At 69.5% G+C, this 23,442-nt stretch carries 24 protein-coding genes; 19 read left to right on the top strand and 5 right to left on the bottom strand.

Going from position 1 to position 23,442, the window contains the following annotated elements:
• Positions 1-17 precede the first annotated feature (17 nt).
• From OG588_RS36345 to ispG, 5 genes are all read left to right on the top strand, one after another.
• Positions 18-827: a GH12 family glycosyl hydrolase domain-containing protein gene (locus OG588_RS36345; protein WP_405950922.1), complete on the top strand. Its 810-nt coding sequence runs from the start codon at positions 18-20 to the stop codon at positions 825-827.
• Between the two features lie 111 nt (positions 828-938).
• Entirely contained in the window at positions 939-2,870 is a 1,932-nt protein-coding gene (locus tag OG588_RS36350; RefSeq protein WP_405950923.1) for an acyl-CoA dehydrogenase family protein, read from the top strand.
• Positions 2,871-3,410: 540 nt separating this feature from the next.
• Complete coding sequence (dxr, locus tag OG588_RS36355; RefSeq protein ID WP_318019151.1) at positions 3,411-4,679, top strand: 1-deoxy-D-xylulose-5-phosphate reductoisomerase; 1,269 nt, start codon at positions 3,411-3,413, stop codon at positions 4,677-4,679.
• 8 nt (positions 4,680-4,687) lie between these two features.
• Positions 4,688-5,980 (top strand): M50 family metallopeptidase, encoded by a 1,293-nt coding sequence (locus OG588_RS36360; protein WP_405953298.1) that lies wholly within the window; start codon positions 4,688-4,690, stop codon positions 5,978-5,980.
• Positions 5,981-6,148: 168 nt separating this feature from the next.
• Positions 6,149-7,306, top strand: coding sequence for a flavodoxin-dependent (E)-4-hydroxy-3-methylbut-2-enyl-diphosphate synthase (gene ispG / locus OG588_RS36365; protein ID WP_405950924.1), 1,158 nt, complete (start codon positions 6,149-6,151; stop codon positions 7,304-7,306).
• A gap of 55 nt (positions 7,307-7,361) precedes the next feature.
• Here ispG and OG588_RS36370 read toward each other — a convergent pair whose 3' ends face one another.
• A complete protein-coding gene (locus OG588_RS36370; protein WP_405950925.1) occupies positions 7,362-7,820 on the bottom strand; it encodes an ATP-binding protein in 459 nt (152 codons plus the stop codon).
• A 134-nt stretch (positions 7,821-7,954) separates the two neighbouring features.
• On the opposite strand from OG588_RS36370, the gene OG588_RS36375 reads away from it, so the two are divergent.
• From OG588_RS36375 to OG588_RS36420, 10 genes are all read left to right on the top strand, one after another.
• Entirely contained in the window at positions 7,955-8,794 is an 840-nt protein-coding gene (locus tag OG588_RS36375) for a helix-turn-helix domain-containing protein (RefSeq protein ID WP_405950926.1), read from the top strand.
• The gene (locus tag OG588_RS36380) at positions 8,791-9,054 is read left to right on the top strand and encodes a DUF397 domain-containing protein (protein ID WP_405950927.1); all 264 of its coding nucleotides are present in this window, start codon (positions 8,791-8,793) and stop codon (positions 9,052-9,054) included. The genes OG588_RS36375 and OG588_RS36380 overlap by 4 nt, the downstream gene beginning before the upstream one ends.
• A gap of 77 nt (positions 9,055-9,131) precedes the next feature.
• Entirely contained in the window at positions 9,132-9,980 is an 849-nt protein-coding gene (locus OG588_RS36385) for a GNAT family N-acetyltransferase (protein WP_405950928.1), read from the top strand.
• A gap of 88 nt (positions 9,981-10,068) precedes the next feature.
• The gene (locus tag OG588_RS36390) at positions 10,069-10,632 is read left to right on the top strand and encodes a GNAT family N-acetyltransferase (protein ID WP_405950929.1); all 564 of its coding nucleotides are present in this window, start codon (positions 10,069-10,071) and stop codon (positions 10,630-10,632) included.
• A gap of 73 nt (positions 10,633-10,705) precedes the next feature.
• Positions 10,706-12,421: a proline--tRNA ligase gene (locus tag OG588_RS36395; RefSeq protein WP_405950930.1), complete on the top strand. Its 1,716-nt coding sequence runs from the start codon at positions 10,706-10,708 to the stop codon at positions 12,419-12,421.
• 109 nt (positions 12,422-12,530) lie between these two features.
• Complete coding sequence (locus OG588_RS36400) at positions 12,531-12,872, top strand: hypothetical protein (RefSeq protein WP_405950931.1); 342 nt, start codon at positions 12,531-12,533, stop codon at positions 12,870-12,872.
• Positions 12,872-13,855, top strand: coding sequence for an FAD:protein FMN transferase (locus tag OG588_RS36405; protein ID WP_405950932.1), 984 nt, complete (start codon positions 12,872-12,874; stop codon positions 13,853-13,855). The genes OG588_RS36400 and OG588_RS36405 overlap by 1 nt, the downstream gene beginning before the upstream one ends.
• Positions 13,852-14,433, top strand: coding sequence for a ferric reductase-like transmembrane domain-containing protein (locus OG588_RS36410; protein ID WP_405950933.1), 582 nt, complete (start codon positions 13,852-13,854; stop codon positions 14,431-14,433). The genes OG588_RS36405 and OG588_RS36410 overlap by 4 nt, the downstream gene beginning before the upstream one ends.
• Positions 14,430-15,653, top strand: a complete 1,224-nt coding sequence (locus OG588_RS36415; RefSeq protein ID WP_405950934.1) for an NADH-ubiquinone oxidoreductase-F iron-sulfur binding region domain-containing protein — start codon at positions 14,430-14,432, stop codon at positions 15,651-15,653. The genes OG588_RS36410 and OG588_RS36415 overlap by 4 nt, the downstream gene beginning before the upstream one ends.
• Positions 15,654-15,655: 2 nt before the next feature.
• The gene (locus tag OG588_RS36420; protein WP_405950935.1) at positions 15,656-15,877 is read left to right on the top strand and encodes a ferredoxin; all 222 of its coding nucleotides are present in this window, start codon (positions 15,656-15,658) and stop codon (positions 15,875-15,877) included.
• A gap of 68 nt (positions 15,878-15,945) precedes the next feature.
• Here the strand turns inward: OG588_RS36420 and OG588_RS36425 are convergent, their stop codons facing one another.
• A complete protein-coding gene (locus OG588_RS36425; RefSeq protein ID WP_405950936.1) occupies positions 15,946-16,950 on the bottom strand; it encodes an Lrp/AsnC family transcriptional regulator in 1,005 nt (334 codons plus the stop codon).
• A gap of 180 nt (positions 16,951-17,130) precedes the next feature.
• Between OG588_RS36425 and OG588_RS36430 the strand changes: the two genes are divergently transcribed.
• From OG588_RS36430 to OG588_RS36445, 4 genes are read left to right on the top strand one after another with little or no spacing between them, the layout of a single operon-like run.
• Positions 17,131-18,369, top strand: coding sequence for a M20 family metallopeptidase (locus tag OG588_RS36430; protein WP_405950937.1), 1,239 nt, complete (start codon positions 17,131-17,133; stop codon positions 18,367-18,369).
• The gene (locus OG588_RS36435; RefSeq protein WP_405950938.1) at positions 18,369-18,611 is read left to right on the top strand and encodes a hypothetical protein; all 243 of its coding nucleotides are present in this window, start codon (positions 18,369-18,371) and stop codon (positions 18,609-18,611) included. The genes OG588_RS36430 and OG588_RS36435 overlap by 1 nt, the downstream gene beginning before the upstream one ends.
• Positions 18,608-20,056, top strand: coding sequence for a sodium:solute symporter (locus OG588_RS36440; RefSeq protein WP_405950939.1), 1,449 nt, complete (start codon positions 18,608-18,610; stop codon positions 20,054-20,056). Before OG588_RS36435 ends, OG588_RS36440 begins: the two co-directional genes overlap by 4 nt.
• Positions 20,053-21,282 carry an amidohydrolase family protein gene (locus OG588_RS36445; RefSeq protein WP_405950940.1) on the top strand — a complete coding sequence of 410 codons (1,230 nt, stop codon included), beginning with the start codon at positions 20,053-20,055 and terminating at the stop codon, positions 21,280-21,282. The genes OG588_RS36440 and OG588_RS36445 overlap by 4 nt, the downstream gene beginning before the upstream one ends.
• A 64-nt stretch (positions 21,283-21,346) precedes the next feature.
• Here the strand turns inward: OG588_RS36445 and OG588_RS36450 are convergent, their stop codons facing one another.
• The 3 genes from OG588_RS36450 to OG588_RS36460 are packed head-to-tail and all read right to left on the bottom strand — an operon-like array spanning position 21,347 to position 23,295.
• Positions 21,347-22,252, bottom strand: coding sequence for an aminoglycoside phosphotransferase family protein (locus tag OG588_RS36450; protein WP_405950941.1), 906 nt, complete (start codon positions 22,250-22,252; stop codon positions 21,347-21,349).
• 51 nt (positions 22,253-22,303) lie between these two features.
• On the bottom strand, positions 22,304-22,780 hold the full coding sequence (locus OG588_RS36455) for a ferritin-like domain-containing protein (RefSeq protein ID WP_405950942.1): 477 nt from the start codon (positions 22,778-22,780) through the stop codon (positions 22,304-22,306).
• A complete protein-coding gene (locus tag OG588_RS36460; RefSeq protein WP_405950943.1) occupies positions 22,777-23,295 on the bottom strand; it encodes a hypothetical protein in 519 nt (172 codons plus the stop codon). The genes OG588_RS36455 and OG588_RS36460 overlap by 4 nt, the downstream gene beginning before the upstream one ends.
• Positions 23,296-23,442: the final 147 nt, after the last annotated feature.

Raw genomic sequence — 23,442 nt, forward strand, 5'->3', positions numbered from 1 at the left:
CCTCGGAAGGACCCCCGATGCAACACCGCAGACCACGCCTGTCGAAGAAGCGGAAGGCGCTGGTCGCCACCGCGGTGGCCCTCGCTGCCGTCGCCGGTGTCACCGTCGCCCAGGCGGGTGAGTCGAGCAAGAAGTGCACGGCCGATGACACGGTCACCCTCGGCAAGTACTACGTCAACAACAACCAGTGGGGCCGGGACAAGGCCACCGGCAACCAGTGCGTGTGGGACAACTCCCAGTCGGGGTCCACGATTTCGTGGGGTACGTCCTTCAGCTGGGCCAACAACAGCGAGGGCACCGACGCGGACGTGAAGACGTTCGCCAGTACCGTCCTCGGCTGGCACTGGGGCTGGAAGGTCGACAAGGCGACCACCGGGTTGCCGATCCGCGTCGGTGACCGGAAGAGCGTGAAGACCAGCTGGGAGTTCGCTCTCAGCAGCAACCCGGGCACGCTCGACGTGGCGTACGACCTGTGGCTGCACTCCAAGAACACCGCCGACTGGGCGGACCAGCCCACCGACGAGATCATGATCTGGCTCAACCGGCAGGGCGGCGCGGGCCCGCTCGGCACCAAGTACGGCAGCGTCAGTCTCGACGGCGCGATGTGGGACATCTACCAGGGCAACATCGGCTGGAACGTGTACTCCTTCGTCCGCACCGCCAACACCACCAAGGCGACCCTGAACATCGACGACTTCACCCAGGCCCTCGTCCGGCGCAAGCTGCTGAGCAACGACAAGTACCTCTCCGGCATCGAGTCCGGCACCGAGGTCTTCAAGGGCTCGGGGCGGCTTGACACAAAGGCGTACTCCGTCGACATCGGCTGAACGGACGCGCGAAGGGTGGCTGCTTCGCGGTGGATCGGGTACATACGAACGGGTAGCACCCGTCGGTAACCGCCATGGTCCGAGGGCCCGATTCGCGGCGAGGTGAGCCTCATGTCCGCTCCATCCAGCAAACCCACCGTCACCGAGCGAGAAGCCCGGCAGGTGGCGGAAGCGGCCCGGGAACAGGACTGGCGCAAGCCCAGCTTCGCCAAGGAACTGTTCCTCGGCCGCTTCCGGCTCGACCTGATCCATCCCCACCCCCTCCCGCCTGCCGAGGACTCCCGGCGCGGCGAGGAGTTCCTCGCGAAGCTGCGCGTCTTCTGCGAGACCCAGATCGACGCCGCCCGCATCGAACGCGAGGCGCGCATCCCCGACGAGGTCATCAGCGGCCTCAAGGAGATCGGCGCCCTCGGCATGAAGATCGACACCAAGTACGGCGGCCTCGGCCTCACCCAGGTGTACTACAACAAGGCGCTGGCCCTCGCGGGCTCCGCCTGCCCTGCCGTCGGTGTGCTGCTCTCCGCCCACCAGTCGATCGGCGTACCGCAGCCGCTGAAGCTGTTCGGCACGGACGAGCAGAAGGCGGAGTTCCTGCCCCGCTGCGCCCGCACCGCCATCAGCGCCTTCCTGCTCACCGAACCGGACGTCGGCTCCGACCCGGCGCGGCTCGCGACCAGCGCGGTACCGGACGGGGACGCGTACGTCCTCGACGGCGTGAAGCTCTGGACCACGAACGGCGTGATCGCCGACCTGCTGGTCGTGATGGCCCGGGTGCCGAAGAGCGAGGGCCACAAGGGCGGCATCACGGCGTTCGTCGTGGAGTCCGACTCGCCCGGCATCACCGTCGAGAACCGCAACTCCTTCATGGGCCTGCGCGGCATCGAGAACGGCGTCACCCGCTTCCACCAGGTCCGGGTCCCGGCGGCCAACCGCATCGGCCCCGAGGGTGCGGGCCTGAAGATCGCCCTCACCACCCTCAACACCGGCCGCCTCTCGCTCCCCGCGTCCTGCGTCGCGGCCGGCAAGTGGTGCCTGAAGATCGCCCGCGAGTGGTCGGCGGCGCGTGAGCAGTGGGGCAGGCCGATCGCCGAGCACGAGGCGGTGGGCGCGAAGATCTCCTTCATCGCGGCGACGACTTTCGCCCTGGAGGCCGTACTCGACCTGTCCTCGCAGATGGCCGACGAGGACCGCAACGACATCCGCATCGAGGGCGCGCTGGCCAAGCTCTTCTCCTCCGAGATGGGCTGGCTCATGGCCGACGAGCTGGTCCAGATCCGCGGCGGCCGGGGCTTCGAGACGGCCGAATCCCTCGCGGCCCGCGGCGAGAAGGCGGTCCCCGCCGAACAGGTCCTGCGCGACCTCCGCATCAACCGCATCTTCGAGGGCTCGACGGAGATCATGCACCTCCTCATCGCCCGCGAGGCCGTCGACGCCCACCTCAAGGTCGCCGGCGACCTCATCGATCCCGACAAGTCCCTCCAGGACAAGGCGAAAGCGGGCGCCAACGCGGGCGTCTTCTACGCCAAGTGGCTCCCGAAGCTCGTCGCGGGCAGCGGCCAACTCCCGGGCACCTACGGCGAGTTCCGCCACGGCATCGACCTCTCCCGGCACTTGCGCTATGTCGAGCGCAACGCCCGCAAACTGGCCCGCTCCACCTTCTACGCCATGTCCCGCTGGCAGGGCCGCATGGAGACCAAGCAGGGTTTCCTGGGCCGGATCGTCGACATCGGCGCCGAACTCTTCGCGATGAGCGCGGTCTGCGTACGGGCCGAACTCCTGCGCACCCAGGGCGATCACGGCCGCGAGGCCTACCAACTCGCCGACGCCTTCTGCGAACAGTCCCGCATCCGCGTCGAGGAACTCTTCGGCCGGCTGTGGACCAACACCGACGACATCGACCACAAGGTCGTCAAGGGCGTCATGGGCGGCGCGTACACCTGGCTGGAGGAAGGCATCGTCGACCCGTCGGGCGAGGGACCGTGGATCGCCGATGCCTCCGACGGTCCGAGCAAGGTGGAGAACGTGCACCGAACCATCAACTGACCCCGGATCAGCAGTACTTGTCGCTCGGATCCCGCGTCGTCCACGAACAGGTGTCGACCTTGCTGCCGTTGGACTTCGTCAGCGTCGCGGTGTCCGTGCCCTTGCCGGCGTGCACCTCGCCACCCCGCCGGCGGCCTCGGCCGGGGTGCTGAGCAGGTGCCGGTGAGTATCGCCGCGCCCGCTGAGCGGACCTGGTGAAGTCGGCTGCGGTTCGGTAGCGCCCTGAAGGGGCGCGGGGCTGCATATATCAGCGGCTCCGCCGCGGGGCGCGACCAGCCACGACGGACCCGCAGCCGACGCACCGGACCGCCAGCGGAGCGCTTGGCGCGGGCAGGGCAGCGCGTATCCGCATGGAGAATCCCCCCAGGACGTCGTCCATGCGCCGGTCGTCCACCGGCGCAGGACTGAAGTGTTATCACGCGACCTTCACGCCGTATTCACAAAGGGGGATTTCCCTTCAATCACCGACGAGAGCCGATAAGCCACCCGCCCGAGGGAACCGCTGTCCCCCCGGCCACCCGTTGCGGCAACAATGGAGGGATGAGCGACAGTCCAGCACCCCTCGCCGACCCACATCTCGTCTACGACCCCGTCGTGGGCGACGGTCCCAAGGCCCTGGTGATCCTCGGGTCCACCGGGTCCATCGGCACCCAGGCCATCGACCTGGTGCTGCGCAACCCGGACCGCTTCAAGGTCACCGCACTCTCCGCGAACGGCGGCCGGGTCGGGCTTCTCGCCGAGCAGGCGTACCAGCTCAGGGTGCGGACGGTCGGGGTCGCCCGCGAGGACGTCGTACCGGCACTGCGCGAGGCGCTCGCCGCGCAGTACGGCGCGGGGGAGCCGCTCCCCGAGATCCTGGCCGGACCGGACGCGGCCACCCAACTCGCCGCCTCCGACTGCCACACCGTGCTGAACGGCATCACCGGATCCATCGGCCTCGCGCCCACCCTCGCCGCCCTGGAGGCGGGCCGTGTCCTCGCGCTCGCCAACAAGGAGTCGCTCATCGTCGGCGGCCCGCTGGTGAAGGCGCTGGCCAAGCCGGGGCAGATCATCCCGGTGGACTCCGAGCACGCGGCGCTCTTCCAGGCCCTCGCGGCCGGTACCCGCGCGGATGTCCGCAAGCTCGTCGTCACCGCGTCCGGCGGCCCTTTCCGCGGCCGTAGCAAAGCGGACCTGGCTCGAGTGACCGTAGAAGAGGCCCTCGCGCACCCCACCTGGGCGATGGGCCCGGTGATCACGATCAACTCCGCGACCTTGGTGAACAAGGGGCTGGAGGTGATCGAGGCGCACCTGCTGTACGACATTCCCTTCGATCGCATTGAGGTGGTCGTGCACCCGCAGTCGTATGTCCACTCGATGGTGGAATTCACGGACGGTTCGACACTCGCCCAGGCGACGCCCCCCGACATGCGTGGGCCGATCGCCATCGGGCTCGGCTGGCCCGAGCGGGTCCCGGACGCGGCGCCCGCGTTCGACTGGAGCAAGGCGTCGACGTGGGAGTTCTTCCCGCTCGACACCGACGCTTTTCCGTCGGTCGGGCTGGCCCGGCAGGTGGGACAGCTCGCGGGCACGGCCCCGGCGGTGTTCAATGCGGCGAACGAGGAGTGCGTGGAGGCGTTCCGCGCGGGCGCGCTGCCGTTCAACGGAATCATGGAGACGGTGACACGGGTGGTCGAGGAACACGGGACACCGGCCACGGGAACTTCACTGACCGTGCCCGACGTCCTTGAAGCGGAGACCTGGGCACGCGCCCGGGCCCGCGAACTGACAGCGCAGACGACCACGGCGAACGCGGAGGCGCGTGCATGACAGCCCTGATGATGATCCTCGGCATAGTCGTCTTCGCGGTCGGCCTGCTGGTCTCGATCGCCTGGCACGAGCTGGGGCATCTCTCGACGGCGAAGCTCTTCGGCATCCGGGTGCCCCAGTACATGGTCGGCTTCGGCCCGACCATCTGGTCCAAGCGGAAGGGCGACACCGAGTACGGCTTCAAGGCCATCCCGTTCGGCGGCTACATCCGCATGATCGGCATGTTCCCGCCCGGCCCCGACGGCAGGATCGAGTCCCGCTCCACCTCGCCCTGGCGCAGCATGATCGAGGACGCCCGCTCGGCGGCCTTCGAGGAGCTGGAGCCCGGCGACGAGTCCCGCCTGTTCTACACACGCAAGCCCTGGAAACGGGTCATCGTGATGTTCGCGGGCCCCTTCATGAACCTCATCCTGGCGGTGGCGCTCTTCCTCACCGTCCTGATGGGCTTCGGCATCTCGCAGCAGACCAACACGGTCAGCTCGGTCTCCGAGTGCGTCATCGCGCAGAGCCAGAACCGCGACACCTGCAAGAAGACCGACAAGGCGTCCCCGGCGGCGGCAGCGGGCCTCAAGGCCGGCGACAAGATCCTCAGCTTCAACGGCGTCAAGACGACGGACTGGAACAAGCTCTCCGACCTGATCCGGGCCGCCCCCGGCAAGACGGTCCCGATCGTCGTGGAGCGCAAGGGCCAGGCCCTGACCCTGCACGCGAAGATCGCGTCGAACCAGGTCGCCAAGAAGGACTCCAGCGGCCAGATCGTCCAGGGCCAGTACGTCACCGCCGGCTTCCTCGGCTTCAGCGCGGCCACCGGCATCGTCCGCCAGGACTTCGGCGACTCGGTCACCTGGATGGGAGACCGCATGGGCGAGGCTGTCGACTCCATCGCGGCCCTCCCCGGCAAGATCCCGGCCCTGTGGAACGCGGCCTTCGACGGCGCCCCCCGTCAGGCCGACTCCCCGATGGGCGTGGTCGGCGCGGCCCGCGTGGGCGGCGAGATCTTCACGCTCGACATCCCGCCCACCCAGCAGTTGGCCATGGCCCTGATGCTGGTGGCAGGCTTCAACCTCTCCCTGTTCCTCTTCAACATGCTCCCGCTGCTCCCGCTCGACGGCGGGCATGTCGCGGGCGCGCTGTGGGAGGCGCTGCGGCGGAACCTGGCGAAGGTGCTCAAGCGCCCGGACCCGGGCCCGTTCGATGTGGCGAAGCTGATGCCGGTCGCGTATGTGGTGGCGGGGATCTTCGTCTGCTTCACCCTGCTCGTCCTGGTGGCGGACGTGGTTAACCCAGTCAAAATCTCCTAGCCATTCATAGTTCGTGGCGGCCCGGCATCTTCTGTGCCGGGCCGCTCTCCATTGAGTGGGTTTACGGCCGGGATGTGCTCGGGCGCGCACGGTTGACGTAATCTCGAAGCCTGGAGCCCGCTGTTCCGGGACCGGGGCCTTGATCCACGACTTGGGGTTGCACAGCAGATGACTGCGATTTCTCTCGGCATTCCGTCCGTACCGACCCGGCTCGCCGAGCGCCGCAAGAGCCGGCAGATCCAGGTCGGCACCGTGGCGGTCGGCGGCGACGCGCCGGTGTCCGTGCAGTCCATGACGACGACCCGCACGTCGGACATCGGGGCGACGCTCCAGCAGATCGCCGAGCTGACCGCGTCCGGCTGCCAGATCGTCCGCGTGGCCTGTCCGACGCAGGACGACGCCGACGCCCTCTCGACGATCGCGCGCAAGTCGCAGATCCCGGTCATCGCGGACATCCATTTCCAGCCGAAGTACGTCTTCGCGGCGATCGAGGCGGGCTGTGCGGCGGTCCGGGTGAACCCCGGCAACATCAAGCAGTTCGACGACAAGGTCAAGGAGATCGCGCGGGCCGCGAAGGACCACGGCACGCCGATCCGCATCGGCGTGAACGCGGGCTCGCTGGACGCTCGACTCCTGAAGAAGTACGGCAAGGCGACCCCCGAGGCGCTCGCCGAGTCGGCTCTCTGGGAGGCGTCCCTCTTCGAGGAGCACGGCTTCCAGGACATCAAGATCTCCGTCAAGCACAACGACCCGGTCGTGATGGTCGAGGCGTACCGCCAGCTCGCGGCCCAGTGCGACTACCCGCTCCACCTCGGCGTCACCGAGGCCGGGCCCGCCTTCCAGGGCACGATCAAGTCGGCGGTGGCGTTCGGCGCGCTGCTCTCGCAGGGCATCGGCGACACGATCCGCGTCTCGCTCTCCGCCCCGCCGGTGGAGGAGGTCAAGGTCGGAAACCAGATCCTGGAGTCCCTGAACCTCAAGCCCCGCCGCCTGGAGATCGTGTCGTGTCCGTCGTGCGGTCGCGCGCAGGTCGACGTGTACAAGCTGGCCGAGGAGGTCACGGCGGGCCTTGAGGGCATGGAGGTCCCGCTGCGGGTCGCGGTCATGGGCTGTGTCGTCAACGGCCCCGGCGAGGCCCGCGAGGCCGACCTCGGTGTCGCCTCCGGCAACGGCAAGGGCCAGATCTTCGTCAAGGGCGAGGTCATCAAGACGGTGCCCGAGTCGAAGATTGTGGAGACGCTGATCGAGGAGGCGATGAAGATCGCTGAGCAGATGGAGGCGGACGGCGTCGCCTCCGGCGAACCCACGGTGGCCGTCGCCGGCTGAGGGACGAGGGTAGTTGGAAAAGTGTGACACTTTCGCCGAAAGTGTCACACTTTTTTTAGGTACCTAGGTCGGCCCAGACGGACTTGCCGGGAGCGCGCGCGACGACACCCCAGCGCGAGGAGAGCGCCTCGACCAGCAGCAGCCCCCGCCCGGACTCACAGTCCCCCTCGCCCCGCCCCATCGGCTCAGGCAGCCGCTCCCCTCGCGTGTCACTGACCACCAGACGGAGGGTGTACGACGTTCCGGGCGCCCCCGCCTCGACAAGACTCAGGTGAAAATCCCGCCCCGGCACATGCCCGTGCCGCACCGCGTTCGCGACCAACTCGGCCGCGATCAGCGTGACCGTCTCGTTGACGGCGTCGCCGTACGGGTAACCCCAGTCGTGCAACCGATGCGAGACCAGCCGTCTGGCCAGCCGCGCCCCGCGCGGGGTGGACGTGAACCGCATGGTGAACTCGTGCAGGGGAAACGGGAGTTGTGGCATATGCCGGTCCAGGGGAGTCGGTGACTTCATGCCACCACGGTCCCGTGGCGTGCGTAGCGTTGAACAGCGGCGACGCGGTGACCGTCACGCGCTGTACGCGTACGGCTGCGATTTGTACGCGGTTGCGCCGTGACTGGTGGTGGGCCCCGGGCAATGAGGTGTGCATGAGCGAAGAAGAGGCAGCAGCCGAGGGGGAAGCGCCGGAGGCGGGAGCGGGGGTATTGCACGTCTTCGGGCGGCAGTTGAAGCGGTTCCGGGTACGGGCGGGGACGGAGCGGGCGCAACTCGGGGCACTCACCGGGTACTCGGCGTCGACGATCGCCTCGTATGAGCAGGGAAGGCGGATTCCATCCGGGAGATTCATCGCGAAGGCTGATGAAGTGCTGGGCGCGGAGGGGGTGTTGGCCGAGTTCGTGGAGGAGATGGAGAGGGCCCAGTATCCGGCTTTCTTCCAGGACGCCGCCGAGCTGGAGAAGAAGGCGGTCTCCCTCCACTTCTTCGCTGTGCAGGGGGTTCCCGGTCTGTTGCAGACGGAGGAGTACGCGCGGGCGGTGTTCACCATGTGGCGTCCCCTGCTGACCGAGGCGACCATCGAGCAGCGGGTGGAGGCGAGGTTGGCGCGGCAGAAGGTCTTCGCCCGGAAACCGGCACCCACCATGTCCTTCGTGATGGAGGAGTCCGTCGTGCGCAAGCGTCTGGGCGGATCGGCCGTCTGGCGGGGGCAGTTGGAGCAGATCCTGCTCGTCGGTGAGCGGCGGCATGTGCAGATCCAGATCATGCCGGATGTCCGTGAGGAGCATGCCGCGATGGATGGCCCATTCAGCTTGATCGAGACGGAGAAAGGGCGCAGGATCGCCTATGCGGAGGTGCACCAGTACAGCCGCCTCTTCACTGACCGTAAGACGGTCAGGGAGCTGGAGGAGCAGTACAGCCTCCTGCGCGCCCAGGCTCTGACCCCGCGCGAATCGCTGGCCCTTGTAGAGAAGTTGCTTGGAGAGACATGAACGTCGAAGAGCCGTCCAGGCTGATGTGGTTCAAGAGCAACTACAGCAGCGGCGACGGCGGCGAATGCGTCGAGGTCGCCCTCACCTGGCACAAGTCCAGCTACAGCAGCGGGGCTGGTGGCGAATGCGTAGAGATCGCCGCCTGCCCCACCACCATCCACGTACGGGATTCCAAGCGCCTCCCGGATCACGGCGGAGCCGCCCTCACCCTCGCCCCCGCCAGCTGGGATGCCTTCCTCGGGTTCGCCGCCCGGAGGTGACCGCGGCCGGGCGGCGCTGCCTGCCTCTGCCGGGTAAGGTGCAGAGATCCGCAGAACCCAGGGTGAGGCTCCTGACCGTGTTGACCCAGACCACCTCTCGGGTGCTCGAACCGAGCGACCTGGACGCCGCGCTCGCCGTGCTCGACCGCGAGCCGGTCACGAACGCCTTCGTGACCTCGCGGGTGCAGGTCGCGGGCCTAGACCCCTGGCGGCTCGGCGGCGAGATGTGGGGCTGGTACGAGGACGGCATGCTGACGTCCCTCTGCTACGCGGGGGCCAACCTCGTCCCGATCTGCGCGACCCCCAGAGCCGTCCGCGCCTTCGCCGACCGCGCCCGCAGGGCAGGCCGCCGCTGTTCCTCGATCGTCGGCCCCGCCGAGGCCACCGCCCAACTCTGGCGGCTCCTCGAACCGAGCTGGGGCCCGGCCCGCGAGGTCCGCGCCCACCAGCCCCTCATGGTCGCCGACTGCATGCCCACCGACATCGCCGCCGATCCGTACGTCCGCCGCATCCGCAAGGACGAGATGGACACGATCATGCCGGCGTGCGTGGCGATGTTCACCGAGGAGGTGGGCGTCTCCCCGCTGGCCGGAGACGGGGGCCTCCTCTACCAGGCCCGAGTGGCCGAACTCGTAGGCTCCGGGCGCTCGTTCGCCCGCCTCGACGAGTACGGCAAGGTCGTCTTCAAGGCGGAGATCGGCGCGGCAACACCCAAGGCCTGCCAGATCCAGGGCGTCTGGGTGGCTCCCGAGTACCGGGGGATGGGCGTGGCGGCCCCCGCGATGGCATCCGTACTGCGCTACGCGCTCGCGGACGTCTCCCCGATGGTCAGCCTCTACGTGAACGACTTCAACACCCCGGCGCGACGGGCGTACTTGAGGGTCGGCTTCCAAGAGGTCGGCGCCTTCATGAGCATCCTGTTCTAGAGGCTTTTAGGGGCGCGGGGAACTGCGCGCCCAGCCACATACGACCGGCACCCGAAAGACAACCGTCACACCCCTGTACTCTCCCCACATGCGATTTCCCGGTCACGGTCACCGCCACCCCCAAGACGTCGTGATCGGCCCCCTGGACCTCTCGGCCCACGTGGACGAAGCCCTCGCCGTACAGGCCCTCGCCTTCGGCCTGGGCCAGGACGAAGTAGCGGTACGACGCCAGATCGTCCTGCGCCACATGACCTACCCCGGCGCCCGCGCCCTCGGCGCCACCACCGAGGGCCGACTGGTCGGCTTCGTCTACGGCATGCCCAACAACCGCACCCACTGGTGGTCCACGGTCGTAGAGCCGTACCTCCGAACCCGCGACCACGACGAGTGGCTCGACAACTCCTTCGTGATCACCGAGTTGCACGTCCACCCGCACTACCAGAACCGCGGCGCGGGCCGTTCCCTGATCACCACCATCACGGACGCCGCCACCGAACCCCGCTCGATCCTCTCCGCGATCGACACGGACAGCCCGGCCCGCGGCCTCTACCGCTCCCTCGGCTACGAGGACCTCGCCCGCCAGGTCCTGTTCCCGAGCGCCCCCAAGCCGTACGCAGTCATGGGCGCCCCGCTGCCACTCTGCCGCCGCTAACCGATTTCCACCGGCACAGCACGCCCGGCTAACCTCCTAGCCATCACCCTTTCCCGGCAGGAGTACAGGAACCATGGCGAACGCACCGGTCCAGCGCATGTCCCAGTTGATGGCGAAGACGCTGCGCGACGACCCGGCGGACGCCGAGGTCCTCAGTCACAAGCTGCTCGTGCGGGCCGGCTACGTCCGCCGTACCGCGGCCGGTATCTGGTCGTGGCTGCCGCTGGGCAAGAAGGTCCTCTCCAACGTCGAGCGGATCGTGCGTGAGGAGATGGACGCGATCGGCGCCCAGGAGGTGCTGCTCCCCGCGATCCTGCCCCGCGAGCCGTACGAGGCGACCGGCCGCTGGGAGGAGTACGGCCCCGAGCTGTTCCGCCTCAAGGACCGCAAGGGCGGCGACTACCTCCTCGGCCCCACCCACGAGGAGATCTTCACGCTGATCGTGAAGGACCAGGCGTCCTCCTACAAGGACCTGCCGGTCATCCTCTACCAGATCCAGAACAAGTACCGCGACGAGGCCCGCCCGCGGGCCGGTGTGCTGCGCGGCCGTGAGTTCCTGATGAAGGACTCGTACTCCTTCGACACGGAGGACGAGGGCCTCGCCCACTCCTACGCCCTGCACCGCGAGGCCTACCAGAAGGTGTTCGCGCGCCTCGGCCTCGACTACCGCATCTGCGCCGCGACCGCGGGCGCGATGGGCGGCTCCAAGTCGGAGGAATTCCTGGCCCCGGCCGAGGCCGGCGAGGACACCTTCGCCGACTGCCCGAACTGTGACTTCGCCGCCAACACCGAAGCGATCACCTACGAGTTGAAGCCCGTGGACGCCGCCGGCGTGCCCGCGCTCGAAGAGATCCCGACCCCCGACACCCCCACCATCGAGACCCTCGCCGCCCACCTCGGCGTCGAGGCCTCCGCCACGCTGAAGAACCTCCTCGTGAAGGTCGACGGCGAGATCGTGGCCGTAGGAGTCCCCGGTGACCGTGAGGTCGACCTCGGCAAGGTCGAGGCCCATTTCGCCCCCGCCGCAGTGGAGTTGGTGACGGCGGAGGACTTCACCGGGCGTCCCGACCTCGTGCGTGGCTACGTCGGTCCTCAGGGCCTGGGCGAGAAGGTCACGTACATCGCCGACCCGCGCGTGGCCCCCGGCACGAGCTGGATCACGGGTGCCAACAAGGAGGGCATGCACGCCAAGAACGTCGTGGCGGGCCGGGACTTCGAGGTCGGCGAGTACGTCGACGTCGTGGTCGTGCAGGAGGGCGACCCCTGCCCCAAGTGCGGCACCGGCCTCAAGCTGGACCGCGCCATCGAGATCGGCCACATCTTCCAGCTCGGCCGCAAGTACGCCGACGCCCTCAAGCTCGACGTCCTCGGCCAGCACGGCAAGCCGGTCCGCGTGACCATGGGCTCCTACGGCATCGGTGTCTCCCGCGCGGTCGCCGCCCTCGCCGAGCAGACCGCCGACGACAAGGGCCTGTGCTGGCCCGCCGAGGTCGCCCCGGCCGACGTGCACGTCGTAGCCGCGGGCAAGGCCCTCCAGACCGAACTCGCCCTGGACGTATCGGAGAAGCTGCGCGCGGCCGGCCTGCGCGTCCTGGTCGACGACCGCGCCGGGGTCTCCCCGGGCGTGAAGTTCACCGACTCGGAGCTGATCGGCGTACCGAAGATCCTGGTCGCGGGCCGCCGCTCCGCCGAGGGCGTCCTGGAACTGAAGGACCGCAGGACCGGCGAGCGCGAGGAACTGACGGTCGACGAGGCGATCGCCCGCCTGACCGCACAGCCCGCCCTGTAAGAGATCTCTCAGGGAGTTCTGCGCAGGCGTATGGGCGCCTCACAGACTTCTCTCAGGCTGGTCCCTGACCGTAGTACGTGACAGAGCGTCACTGCGGAGGGGAACGGTCATGACAGTCAAGGAGCGTGGGGCCGCTACGGCGGTCCGCAGAGGCAAGCGGCGCATCGCGGCCGCCACGGCAGCGATCACGCTGGCGGCGGCGGCCGGGGTGTTCGCCCTGGTCGGCACGATGCAGTCGGACGCGGAGGCGGACACGGCGGCGAGCACCACGACGACGACCAGCTCGTCATCGCCCTCGCCGTCCGCCTCTTCTTCAAGCTCTTCTACGTCGGACAGCTCGTCCTCATCTTCTTCGTCCTCGTCCTCGTCCTCATCGGACCTCCAGTCGTCCTCCTCCGGCGTGACGTCGTCCTCCGGCGGCTCCACCGACTCCACGTCGGGAGCGTCGTGATGAGCACACGTACGAGTACCGCGCCCCTGCGCACGACCGCCGCCGCCGACTGGCACGCCCTCGGGACCAGCGTCCGGCTGGTCGTCACCGACCCGGCCCTGTTGGACTCCTGCAACCTGCTCCTCGCCCGGCACCTCGCCGAGGTCGACGCGGCCTGCAGCAGATTCCGTACCGACTCCGAACTGACCGCGCTCGACGCCTCGTCGGGCCGCCCGGTCACCGTCAGCCCGTTGCTCGCCGAGGCGTTGGCGGTCGCGCTGCGCGCCGCCGAGGCGACGGACGGCGCGGTGGACCCGACGGTCGGCTCGGCCATGAACGCCATCGGCTACGACCGCGACTTCACCCTCGTCCAGGAGGACGACCGCCCGATCCGGCTCACCGTCAAGCGCGCCCCGGGCTGGCGCACGATCGACCTGGACCGTACGACGGGCACGGTCACCGTCCCGGCCGGTGTCCGCCTGGACCTCGGTGCCACGGCGAAGGCCTGGGCCGCCGACAAGGCGGCGGCCATGCTCGCCCAAGTGGCGGGCTGCGGAGTCCTGGTGAGCCTGGGCGGCGACACGGCCGTGGCGGGGGAGCCCCCGGCCGGCGGCTGGAACATCCGCGTCCAGGACGTCACCGGTTCCGTCGACGAGGTGCCCACCCACGGTACGTACGCCACGATCGGCCTGCGCTCCGGCGGCCTCGCCACCTCGGGCACGGCGGCGCGCCGCTGGCGCCGGGGCGGCTACGAGCTGCACCACATCGTCGACCCGCGCACCGGCCTCCCGGTCCGCAGCCCCTGGCGCACGGTCTCGGTCGCCGCGGCGACGAGCGCCGACGCCAACGCGGCGAGCACGGCGTGCCTGGTCAAGGGGGCAGGCGCGGAACGCTGGTTGACGCGCCTGGGCCTCCCGGCGCGCCTGGTGGCCCAGGACGGCACGGTCGTCACGACCCCGGGCTGGCCCACCCACCGGGCGACGACCCATGGGACCGCCGCATGAGCTCCGAGATCCTCTGGTACGCCAACCGCGCCACCGGTGCCGTCTGCCTGGTCCTCTTCACAGTCGTGGTCCTGCTCGGCATCGCGGTCCGCCTGCGCACCCGGCTCCCCGGCCTGCCCCGCTTCGGCACGGTGAACCTGCACCGCACCCTCTCCCTCTCCGCGACCGCCTTCCTGGCCCTGCACATCGCGATGGCGGTGATCGACGGCTACGTGAACATCACCGTCGTCGACGCGGTCGTCCCCTTCGTCTCCGCCTACGAACCCTTCTGGCTCGGCCTCGGCACGGTCGCCTTCGACCTGATGCTCGCGGTCCTGCTCACCAGCCTCCTCAGGGAACGCATCGGCCACCGCACCTGGCGGGCGCTCCACTGGCTGGCGTACGCCTCCTGGCCGGTCGCCCTGATCCACGGCATCGGCATCGGCACGGACACCGGTACCGACTGGATGACCTGGCTGACCGTGTCCTGCGTGGCCGCGGTGGTAGCCGCCTTCGGGATCCGCCTGGCCCACTCGGCCCGCGATTCCCGCCGCACCCCCGCAGCCCTGCTCCGCACAGCCGAAGGAGCCCGTTCATGACCACGACCACGACCTTCACCGACGTCTACATGTCCCCCCGCCTCCTCGCCCCCGGCGGCACCGCGGCCGACCTCTCCACCCACGAACTCCGCTACGGCCCACTGCAGTACGGAGATCCCGACACCCTCCTGAGAACGGTCGCCGAATCCGGCCTCACCGGCCGCGGAGGCGCCGCGTTCCCGATGTACCGCAAGCTGGTCGCGGTGGCCGACGCGAGCCGCCGAACAGGCCGCGCCCCCGTGGTCGTGGCGAACGGAGCGGAGGGCGAACCGGCCAGCCGCAAGGACAAGACGCTGCTCCGCCTCTCGCCCCATCTGGTCCTGGACGGGCTGCAGTTGGCGGCGCAGGCAGTCGGCGCGGGGGAGGCCCACCTGGCGGTGGAGGACGGCGCGTCGTACCTGGAATCGGCCCTGGCTCAGCGCAACGACCCGCTCCCCGTACAGGTCATCCGCCTGCCCAAGCGCTTCCTGTCCGGCCAGGCGTCGGCCCTCGCGCAGTACGTCTCCGGCAACGCCCCGTTGCCCCGCCACCAGCACCCGCCGGTCCGCGAACGCGGAGTGCGCAAAGCCCCCACGCTCGTCCAGAACGTCGAAACCCTGGCCCACTTGGCCCTGGTCGCCCGCTACGGCGCCGACTGGTTCCGCAGCGCGGGCACGCCCACCCAACCGGGCAGCACCCTGTGCACGTTGCACGTCACGGGTCGTGAAGTCCGGGTGGTGGAAGCCCCGTTCGGCCTCCCCCTGAACCGACTCCTGCCCCTGGACGGACTGTCCGCGGTACTGGTCGGCGGCTACCACGGCACCTGGATCCCGGCGGCAGAGGCAGCCCAACGCACCCTGGACGCAGGCGACTTGGGAGCAGGAGTCCTGGCCGCACTCCCGGCAGACCGCTGCGGCGTAGCCGAAACCGCCCGAGTCCTCCGCTACTTGGCCCTGCAATCGGCCGGCCAGTGCGGCCCTTGCCTCAACGGCCTCCCGCGCATTGCCTCCGCTTTCCAGGCCCTGGCCATCCCGGGCCCGCAGGCCAACACCCGCCAGGACGTGGCCCGTTGGTCGGGCCTGGTGGAGGGGCGGGGCGCCTGCCACCACCCCGACGGTACGGTCCGCCTGGTCCGCAGCGCGCTGACTGCTTTCGCTCCTGAACTGGACGCTCACGCAAGGGGTTTGTGCACCGCGAGCGACGCGACCCCCTTGCTCCCGATCCCGAACGAGGCCCACTGACCATGGACCAGAAGACGCCCCAGAAAATCGACATCGACTGGACAGCCTGCCAGGGACATGGCCTGTGCGCCGAGTTGCTCCCCGACCACATCACCCTGGACGAATGGGGCTACCCCTTGGTGGACGGAGCGCCAATACCGCCCCGCACTCTGAAACGCGCGCGCCGAGCGGCCTCCGACTGCCCCGTCCTAGCCCTGAAACTAACGCCCAGGGCAACCCCCTAAGGGGCGCGGGGAACTGCGCGACCAGCCCCCACGCACCTGCACTTCGAACACAACGGAAGGCCCCGAACTCACCCGCCCCAAAAATCCATAGCCACCCGCCCCTCGATCCGCCCCCGTTCATCCAACAAACACCCACCCAACTTCACCGCCCGCAAAGTCACCGCCCGATCAACAATCTCCAACCGAGACAACTTCGCCACCATCTCGCTCTCCAACCCCACCGCATCCCCCGGAGACCGCAACCACACCCCGACCAACAAATTCGCCGCCCCGCTGACCGCCGCGCACATCCGCACCTCAGGAAACCGCCCAAGCGTCCGAGCCGCCCGCTCCAACTGATCCGGCGGCACCCGCAACCACAACAACATCGTCACCGGCGCAGGAGACAGAGACCGAGCGACCTCACACCGCAACCTAATCACCCCACCTGCAAGAGCCGCCCCCAAATGCCGCCGAACGGTACTCGCGCCGACCCCCAGCCGCGAAGCCAACTCCGCATGAGAGGCACGCGCGTTCTCCCCAAGCGCAAGCAGCAGATCCCGATCCAACTCCCCGAACCGAGGCGCCATCCCCGCCGAGGACGAGGACTCCGCACCCATCAACAACCCCCGCTGCTCACGCGAGATGGCCCGAACCTGCCACCGACTCCCCTCCGCGTACATCCGCGGCGCCACCAAGGTCCGCGTCCCAACAACCCCCCGCAGCCCCGAGACCCGGTCGACGACATACCGAGACACCCCCTCCAGGCTCGACGTCACCAGATGCAGCACCAGATCACAGGGCCCCGCCACATAGTCGACGGCGGTCAACTCCGCGTCACCGGCCACTGTCCGCGCCACCCGCATCGCCTCACCCGGCGCACAGTCCACCTGCACGAACGCGAACGCCAGCCGTTCACCGACCGCCGCCCCCGGATAGGCAGTCAGCCACGCCTCACGCCGCTCGACGAGCCGCTCCCAGTGCCGCGCCACCGTCACCGGCCCGACCCCCAGCGCTCTCCCGATCAGTGACCAGGGAGCACGCGGCCGGAGCTGCAACGCGTTGACCAGGGCGAGATCGGATTCGGACAGCATGGTGGATCCCTCGGATTAATGGCCTTCGTACGGCGGATCTCTCCCAAAATCGCTGCGGTGATGCACCGCCCTCTCATCATTGCCGACCAGAAGCACGGTCCGTACGGCGCCCGACGCACGAGCGCCGGTCCGGCTGGGCAGCGTCCTGGAGTTGCGGGAGTGACCTACGAGGGGAGAGGGATGACTCTGCGAGACGACGCACACGAGCTCCAGGGCGAACTGGCCGTCCTGCGCCGGGCGTTGCACCAGGAACCGGAGATCGGCCTGCACCTGCCGCGCACGCAGGAGAAGGTACTGGCCGCACTGGACGGACTGCCGCTGGAGATCAGCACGGGCACGTCACTGTCCTCCGTGACGGCGGTCCTGCGCGGCGGAGGAACCGAGCCGGGTGGAGGAAGCGAGCCCGGCGGCCCCGTCGTACTGCTGCGCGGAGACATGGACGGTCTACCGGTCACCGAACGCACCGGCGCGGAGTTCACCTCCCGCATCGACGGCGCCATGCACGCCTGCGGCCACGACCTGCACACCGCCGGTCTCGTCGGCGCCGCCCGACTCCTCGCCGACCGGCGCGAACGCCTCGCCGGGGACGTGGTGTTCATGTTCCAGCCGGGGGAGGAGGGCTGGGACGGTGCCGGACACATGGTCGAGGAGGGGGTGCTGGCAGCGGCGGGGCGCCCGGTCGACGCCGCCTACGGACTCCACGTCAGCTCGTCGTCGTACCCCACCGGCGTCTTCAGCTCCCGCCCCGGCACGCTGATGGCGGCCTCGGCGGGTCTGCACGTACGGGTCGTAGGAGCGGGCGGGCACGGTTCGCGGCCGCACGCCGCGCTGGACCCGGTGCCGGTGGCCTGCGAGATGGTCACCGCGCTCCAGACCATGGTGACCCGGCGCTTCGACGTCTTCGACCCGGTCGTGGTCACCGTGGGCACCTTCCACGCCGGCACCCGGCGCAACATCATCCCGGACGACGCCGTCTTCGAGGCGACCGTCCGCACTTTCACCCCGGCCGCCGCCGAACGCGCCGCCGAGGTCGCCGTCCGCCTCTGCGAAGGCATCGCGGCGGCCCACGGCCTCACCGCCGAGGTCGACTTCGTCCCCGAGTACCCGGTCACGGTCAACGACGTCGCCGAGCACGACTTCCTCGCCGACACCGTCCGCGAGGCCTTCGGCGAGGAGCGCTTCGCACCGCTGGCCGACCCGATCACCGGCTCCGAGGACTTCTCCCGGGTCCTGGACCGGGTGCCGGGCGCCTTCGTCTTCCTGGGCGCCGACACCACCGGCGACCCGGAGACCGCGCCCGCCAACCACTCCCCGCTCGCCGCCTTCGACGACAGCGTCGTCTCCGACGGCTCCGCCCTGCTCGCGGAACTCGCCGTCCGCCGTCTGGACCGGCTCAACTCCCTTGCCAAGGAGGCGTAGTGCGCCCCTACCACCTGATCCCAGCCGTGCCCGCGCTCGCGCTGGCCCTCATGCCCTTCCTGCCGTTCGTGAACACCGAGGGACTGTGGTTCGGCCTGCCACGGATGCTCGTGTGGGGCGCGGCATGGTGCGTACTGTGCACCCCCGCCCTGCTGTTGACGGAGCGTCAGATGGCCCGCGAGGGAGCCGAGTCGACCGACACCACCGCGACTGTCACGACCGCCGAGGGGGTTGACCAGTGACGACCATTCTCATCATGACGTTCACCGGCATCGTGCTGATCGGCGTCCTCGGCTTCGCCGGCCGCCGCAAGCCCGCCGCCGACCTGTCCGAATGGGCCGTGGGCGGACGGAACTTCGGCGCGGTGAGCATGTGGTTCCTCCAGGCCGGCGAGGTCTTCACCACCTTCACCTTCCTCGGCATGGCGGGCCTCGCGTTCAGCGGCGGAGTGGCAGCCCTCTACGCCCTCCCGTACGTCCCCATCGGCTACATGGTCCTGTTCTTCCTCGCCAAGCGCCTCTGGTCCCTCGGCAAGGAACGCGGCTACCTCACCCAGGGCGACTACCTGGAGGACCGCTACGACAGCAAACTCCTCGGCACGGTCGCGGCCGTCCTCGGCGTCGTCTTCGTCCTCCCGTACCTCCAACTCCAGATCACAGGGCTGGGGTTGATCGTCCAGCTGGTCACCGGCAACTCGTCCTCCGGCACCCTCAGCATGATCATCGGCAGCGTGCTGGTCGTGGCCTTCGTGCTGTGGGCGGGCCTGCACGGCGTCGCGATGACGTCGTACTTCAAGGACGTCGTCATGCTGATCGTCCTGGGCGTGCTCCTGGTCGCGATCCCCTCCCACTTCGCGGGCGGCGTGAGCGCGATGTTCCACCGCATCGACAAGCTGCACCCCGAGATGCTGACGATCCACGCGGGCCCCGCCGACCAAGTCTGGTTCACCACAAGCATGTTGGTCAGCGCGATCGGCGTGGGCCTGATGTGTCTCCCGCACGCCTGGCCCGCGGTGATGTCCGCCCGCGACCCCAAGGTCCTGCGCCGCAACTACACCTGGATGCCCCTCTACGAACTCTGCCTCCTGATGCCGATCATCGTCGGCTTCGCAGCCATCCTCGTTCTCAAGCCGGGCAGTTCGGCCAACGGAATCCTCCTGACCCTGAGCAAGCAGGTTCTGCCCGCGTGGGCGACGGGCCTGGTGGTGATCGCGGCGATAGCGACGGCGATGGTCCCGGCGGCGGGCATCCTGATCGGTATCTCGTCACTGGTGGCCCGCAACATCGCCCGCGTACAGGGCGAACGCACCCAGTTCTGGATCAACCACGGCACGGTGGTGGCGGCTTGTGGCCTGTCACTGTTGCTGGCGATCTTCCGCCCGGAATTGCTGGCCAACCTCCTTCTGCTCACCTACAGCGGCACCGTCCAACTGGCCCCCGCCATCGCCCTGGGCTTCCTGACCCGCCGTCCGGTGGGCAAGGTCCCGATCCTGGCGGGCCTGTTCGTGGGTGAACTGGCCGTCATCTGGCTGACGTTCTGGAACAAGGACCTGGCGGGCAACGTCAACGTGGGCCTGATCGGCCTGGCCGCGAACCTGATCGTCCTGACCCTCGCGGCCCCCGCGGAACGCCTCCTGGCCCGCAGGACAACTCTCGAACCCGACAAGCAGGTTGCGATGACGGCATGAACAACTCCCCAATCCGTACGGTCTTCACGGGTGGCCTGGTCTTCGACGGCACCGGCGCAGACCCCGCCCCCGCAGACGTGGTCGTGTCCGACGGCCGCATAGTCGACGTCGGCACAGGCCTGGACGGCGACACCCAAGTCGACTGCACAGGCCGCACGTTGCTCCCGGGCCTGTTCGACTGCCACGTCCACCTCACCCTCAACGGCATAGGCCTGCTGGGCGCGTTGCAGAAGCCGTTCTCGTACCAGTTCTACGAGGCGGCGGTGAACCTGCGCCGCACGCTCGAAGCGGGCATCACCACGGTCCGCGACGCGGCGGGCGCCGACCTGGGCATCAAACAGGCAGTGGAGGACGGCCTGTTGACGGGCCCCCGCGTCCAGATCTCCATCGGCCTGATCACCCAGACCGGCGGCCACGGCGACCCCTGGATGCCCTCGGGCCAGTGCGCGGGCCTGGCCGTACCGCACCCGGGCCGCCCACCCGCGATGGCCGACGGCCCCGACGAGATGCGCCGCACCGCCCGCACCCTGCTCCGCGCCGGCGCCGAGGTCCTGAAGGTATGCACGACGGGCGGTGTCCTCTCCCCGCGCGACGACCCCCGGCACAGCCAGTTCACCCCGGAGGAACTGGACGTCCTGGTGACCGAGGCGAACGCGCAGGGCCGCTACGTCATGGCCCACGCCCAGGGCGCCGAGGGCATCAAGAACGCGGTCCGAGCCGGAGTCCGCTCCATAGAACACGGCATCCACCTGGACGACGAGGCAATCGACCTCATGCTGGAACGAGGCACCTGGCTCGTGCCCACGCTCATCGCTCCTGTGTCGGTGATCCGCGCGGCCGAGGCCGGGGTCGGTATCCCCGACGCCATGGTCCGCAAGGCCAAGGAGGTCACAGAGGCCCACGCCAACTCCGTACGCCGAGCCGCAGAGGCAGGCGTCCGCATAGCCATGGGCACAGACAGCGGCATCGGCCCCCATGGCACCAACCTCGATGAACTCCCCTTGATGCAGGCCTGCGGCATGACTCCGGCCGAGGTCCTGGCGGCGACCACATCTTCGGCGGCCCGCCTTCTGGGCTACGACGACCTGGGCACCGTAGAACCGGGCCAGAGAGCAGACCTGGTCCTGGTAGAGGGCAACGCCTACGACCTAGCAGGGCTCGCTTCCAACGTGACAGAGGTATGGAAGGACGGGACAAGGGCGGTACGACGCAACACGGGGGACTGAGGTTTTTTAGGGGCGCGGGGAACTGCGCGACCAGCCACAACGCACCCGCAGCCGAAGAACCGACCTAAAGCCACCCAGCAAATTCCAGCAACAACTCAGCATCCCGAGGCCGCCCCACGCGCAGTGCCCGCACCCCGGACTCAACCGCCCGGAACAACGTCCACCCCCGCAACCGCTCCTGATCCACATCCAAGGACTCAGCAAGTCGCTTGATCCGCCGCCGAGTTGTGGACGCCCCCGAAGGCGTGGCGATCAGATCCTCAACCCGATCCCGAACCAACCGAGCCAGATCAAACGCACACTCACCCACGACCGGATCCGGCCCCACGGCAAGCCACGGCACCCGCTCAGCCGCAAGCACCTTGCTCTGCCGAAACGTCCCATGCAGCAACCGAACCTCAGGCGGCGCAGCCAACAACGCCTCCCGAGCCTCCAACGCCGCCGAGACCAACGAGGCAACCTCAGCCCCACTGCTGCCGCTGCCGCTGTCCCGCATGACCCGAGCCTGCCGCCCCGTCCGCTCGGCCACCGTCTCAAACGCATGGTCACCAGGCGGCTCCACCCACAACCGCCGCAAGGTCCCCGCCGCCTCCAACAAGGCCTTGGCCTCCGGCAACGACCGCACCGACACATCGGGATGCAACCGCTCCAGGACCAGCACACCCTCGGCGGCGAACGGCTCGACAAGCTGCACGGCACCCAGCCCACCCCACCGCGCCAGCGCAGCCCGCTCACTCTCGGGCCGAGCCCGACGCGGGGCCAGCTTCAGCACGGCCGGGGTGCCATCAGCCCACCGCATCAGCACGACCAAGCTGCTGCGCCCGCCGGGAACCTGCACCCGCTCCACGGTCAACTCGCGTAGATCAACGGCCTGTTGAGCCACCTCGGGCAGCTTCTCCAACCAGTCGTCACCGCTCGGTGCCGTCTCCCCGAGCGCCCTCACCAGACGCTGCGGCGGTTCGAAAGCCATGCGCGAGTTGTTCCCTTCCTACGGTCCTGCCGTCCTGCGTCCCCGTGCGGATCACGCCGTGGGTGTCGCCGAGGCCGTGGGGGTCGCGGCCCGCTCGGCGAGACCAGGGAAGGGTACGCTCCCGCCGCGCCAGCGCACCGCGCGGACCGCCGCTTCCCGCAGAGCCTCCGTGGCCGTACCCCGTACCCCTTCCGTCGACGCCCGCACCATGTCGGAGTAGACCCCGGCCACCCGGTCCTCCAGCTCCGCGGCGAGCCGTACGGCCGCCGCCGAGTCCGGCACCGCGAACGGCAGGGCGTACGCGGCGGACGCGGCCACGGGCCTGCCGCCCAGGTCCCGCACCTCGCGGACCAGCGCGTCGCGCCGGGCGCGGTGCGCGTCGTAGGCCGCCTTGGCCTCGGTCCGCCGGCCCTCGCGGATACGGCCGCCGACGACGCCGTAGCCGTACACCGCCGCGTGCTCGGCGGCCAACGCGGCCTGTAGCGCGGTCAGTTCCGCGGCTTTCTCCTCGGCCGTCCGCTCGCTCACTTGGCACCCTCCGTCAGCAGATACGCGTGCGCGGCCCCCGCGGCGGCCACCGAGGCCAGCAGCCGGGCCAGCTCACCGGGCAGTTCGAGCAGTGCCTTGGCCCGCCGGTCGGCGAGGGCCCGCTCGGCGGTGGCGAGATCGGCGAGGGCGTCGCTCGGGGTCGCGGGTACGGCCGTGGCCGAAGCCGACGGTGAGGCAGTAGCCGTAGCGGACGGTGTTGAGCTGTTGCCGCCGAAGGCCGCCGTGTGCCGTACGACCTCCGCCCGCAGCGGGTCCAGGCGGTCCGCCAGTGTCGGGTGCGCGGCGAGTACCGCGTCGTAGCGCTGGAGGAGGGTCTCGCTGTCGGTGGCCGCACGCGCGCGTGCGTGTTCGGCGGCCGATTCGCTGCCGCCCGTGGTCCCGGAGTCGTCGGCGCCGGTGGAGCAGCCCACCAGGAGGGCGGCTCCGGCGGCCGAGGTGAGCAGGCTCCTTCTGCGCGGTCCCAGGAGGGTGCGCGGAGGTGGGGGGAACGGCACGGCAGATCGTCCTCGGGGGCTCGTACGAACGAAAAGGCGAGAAGGGCGGCGCGGCCCGTGATCACGGTACCCGCGCATCCCCCTAACTCATGTCACCGGCTCGTGGACCCACCTGAGGGGCGCGGGGCTGTATCGATTTACGGCTCC

The sequence above is a fragment of the Streptomyces prunicolor genome (assembly GCF_045162825.1).
GTDB lineage: Bacteria > Actinomycetota > Actinomycetes > Streptomycetales > Streptomycetaceae > Streptomyces > Streptomyces prunicolor.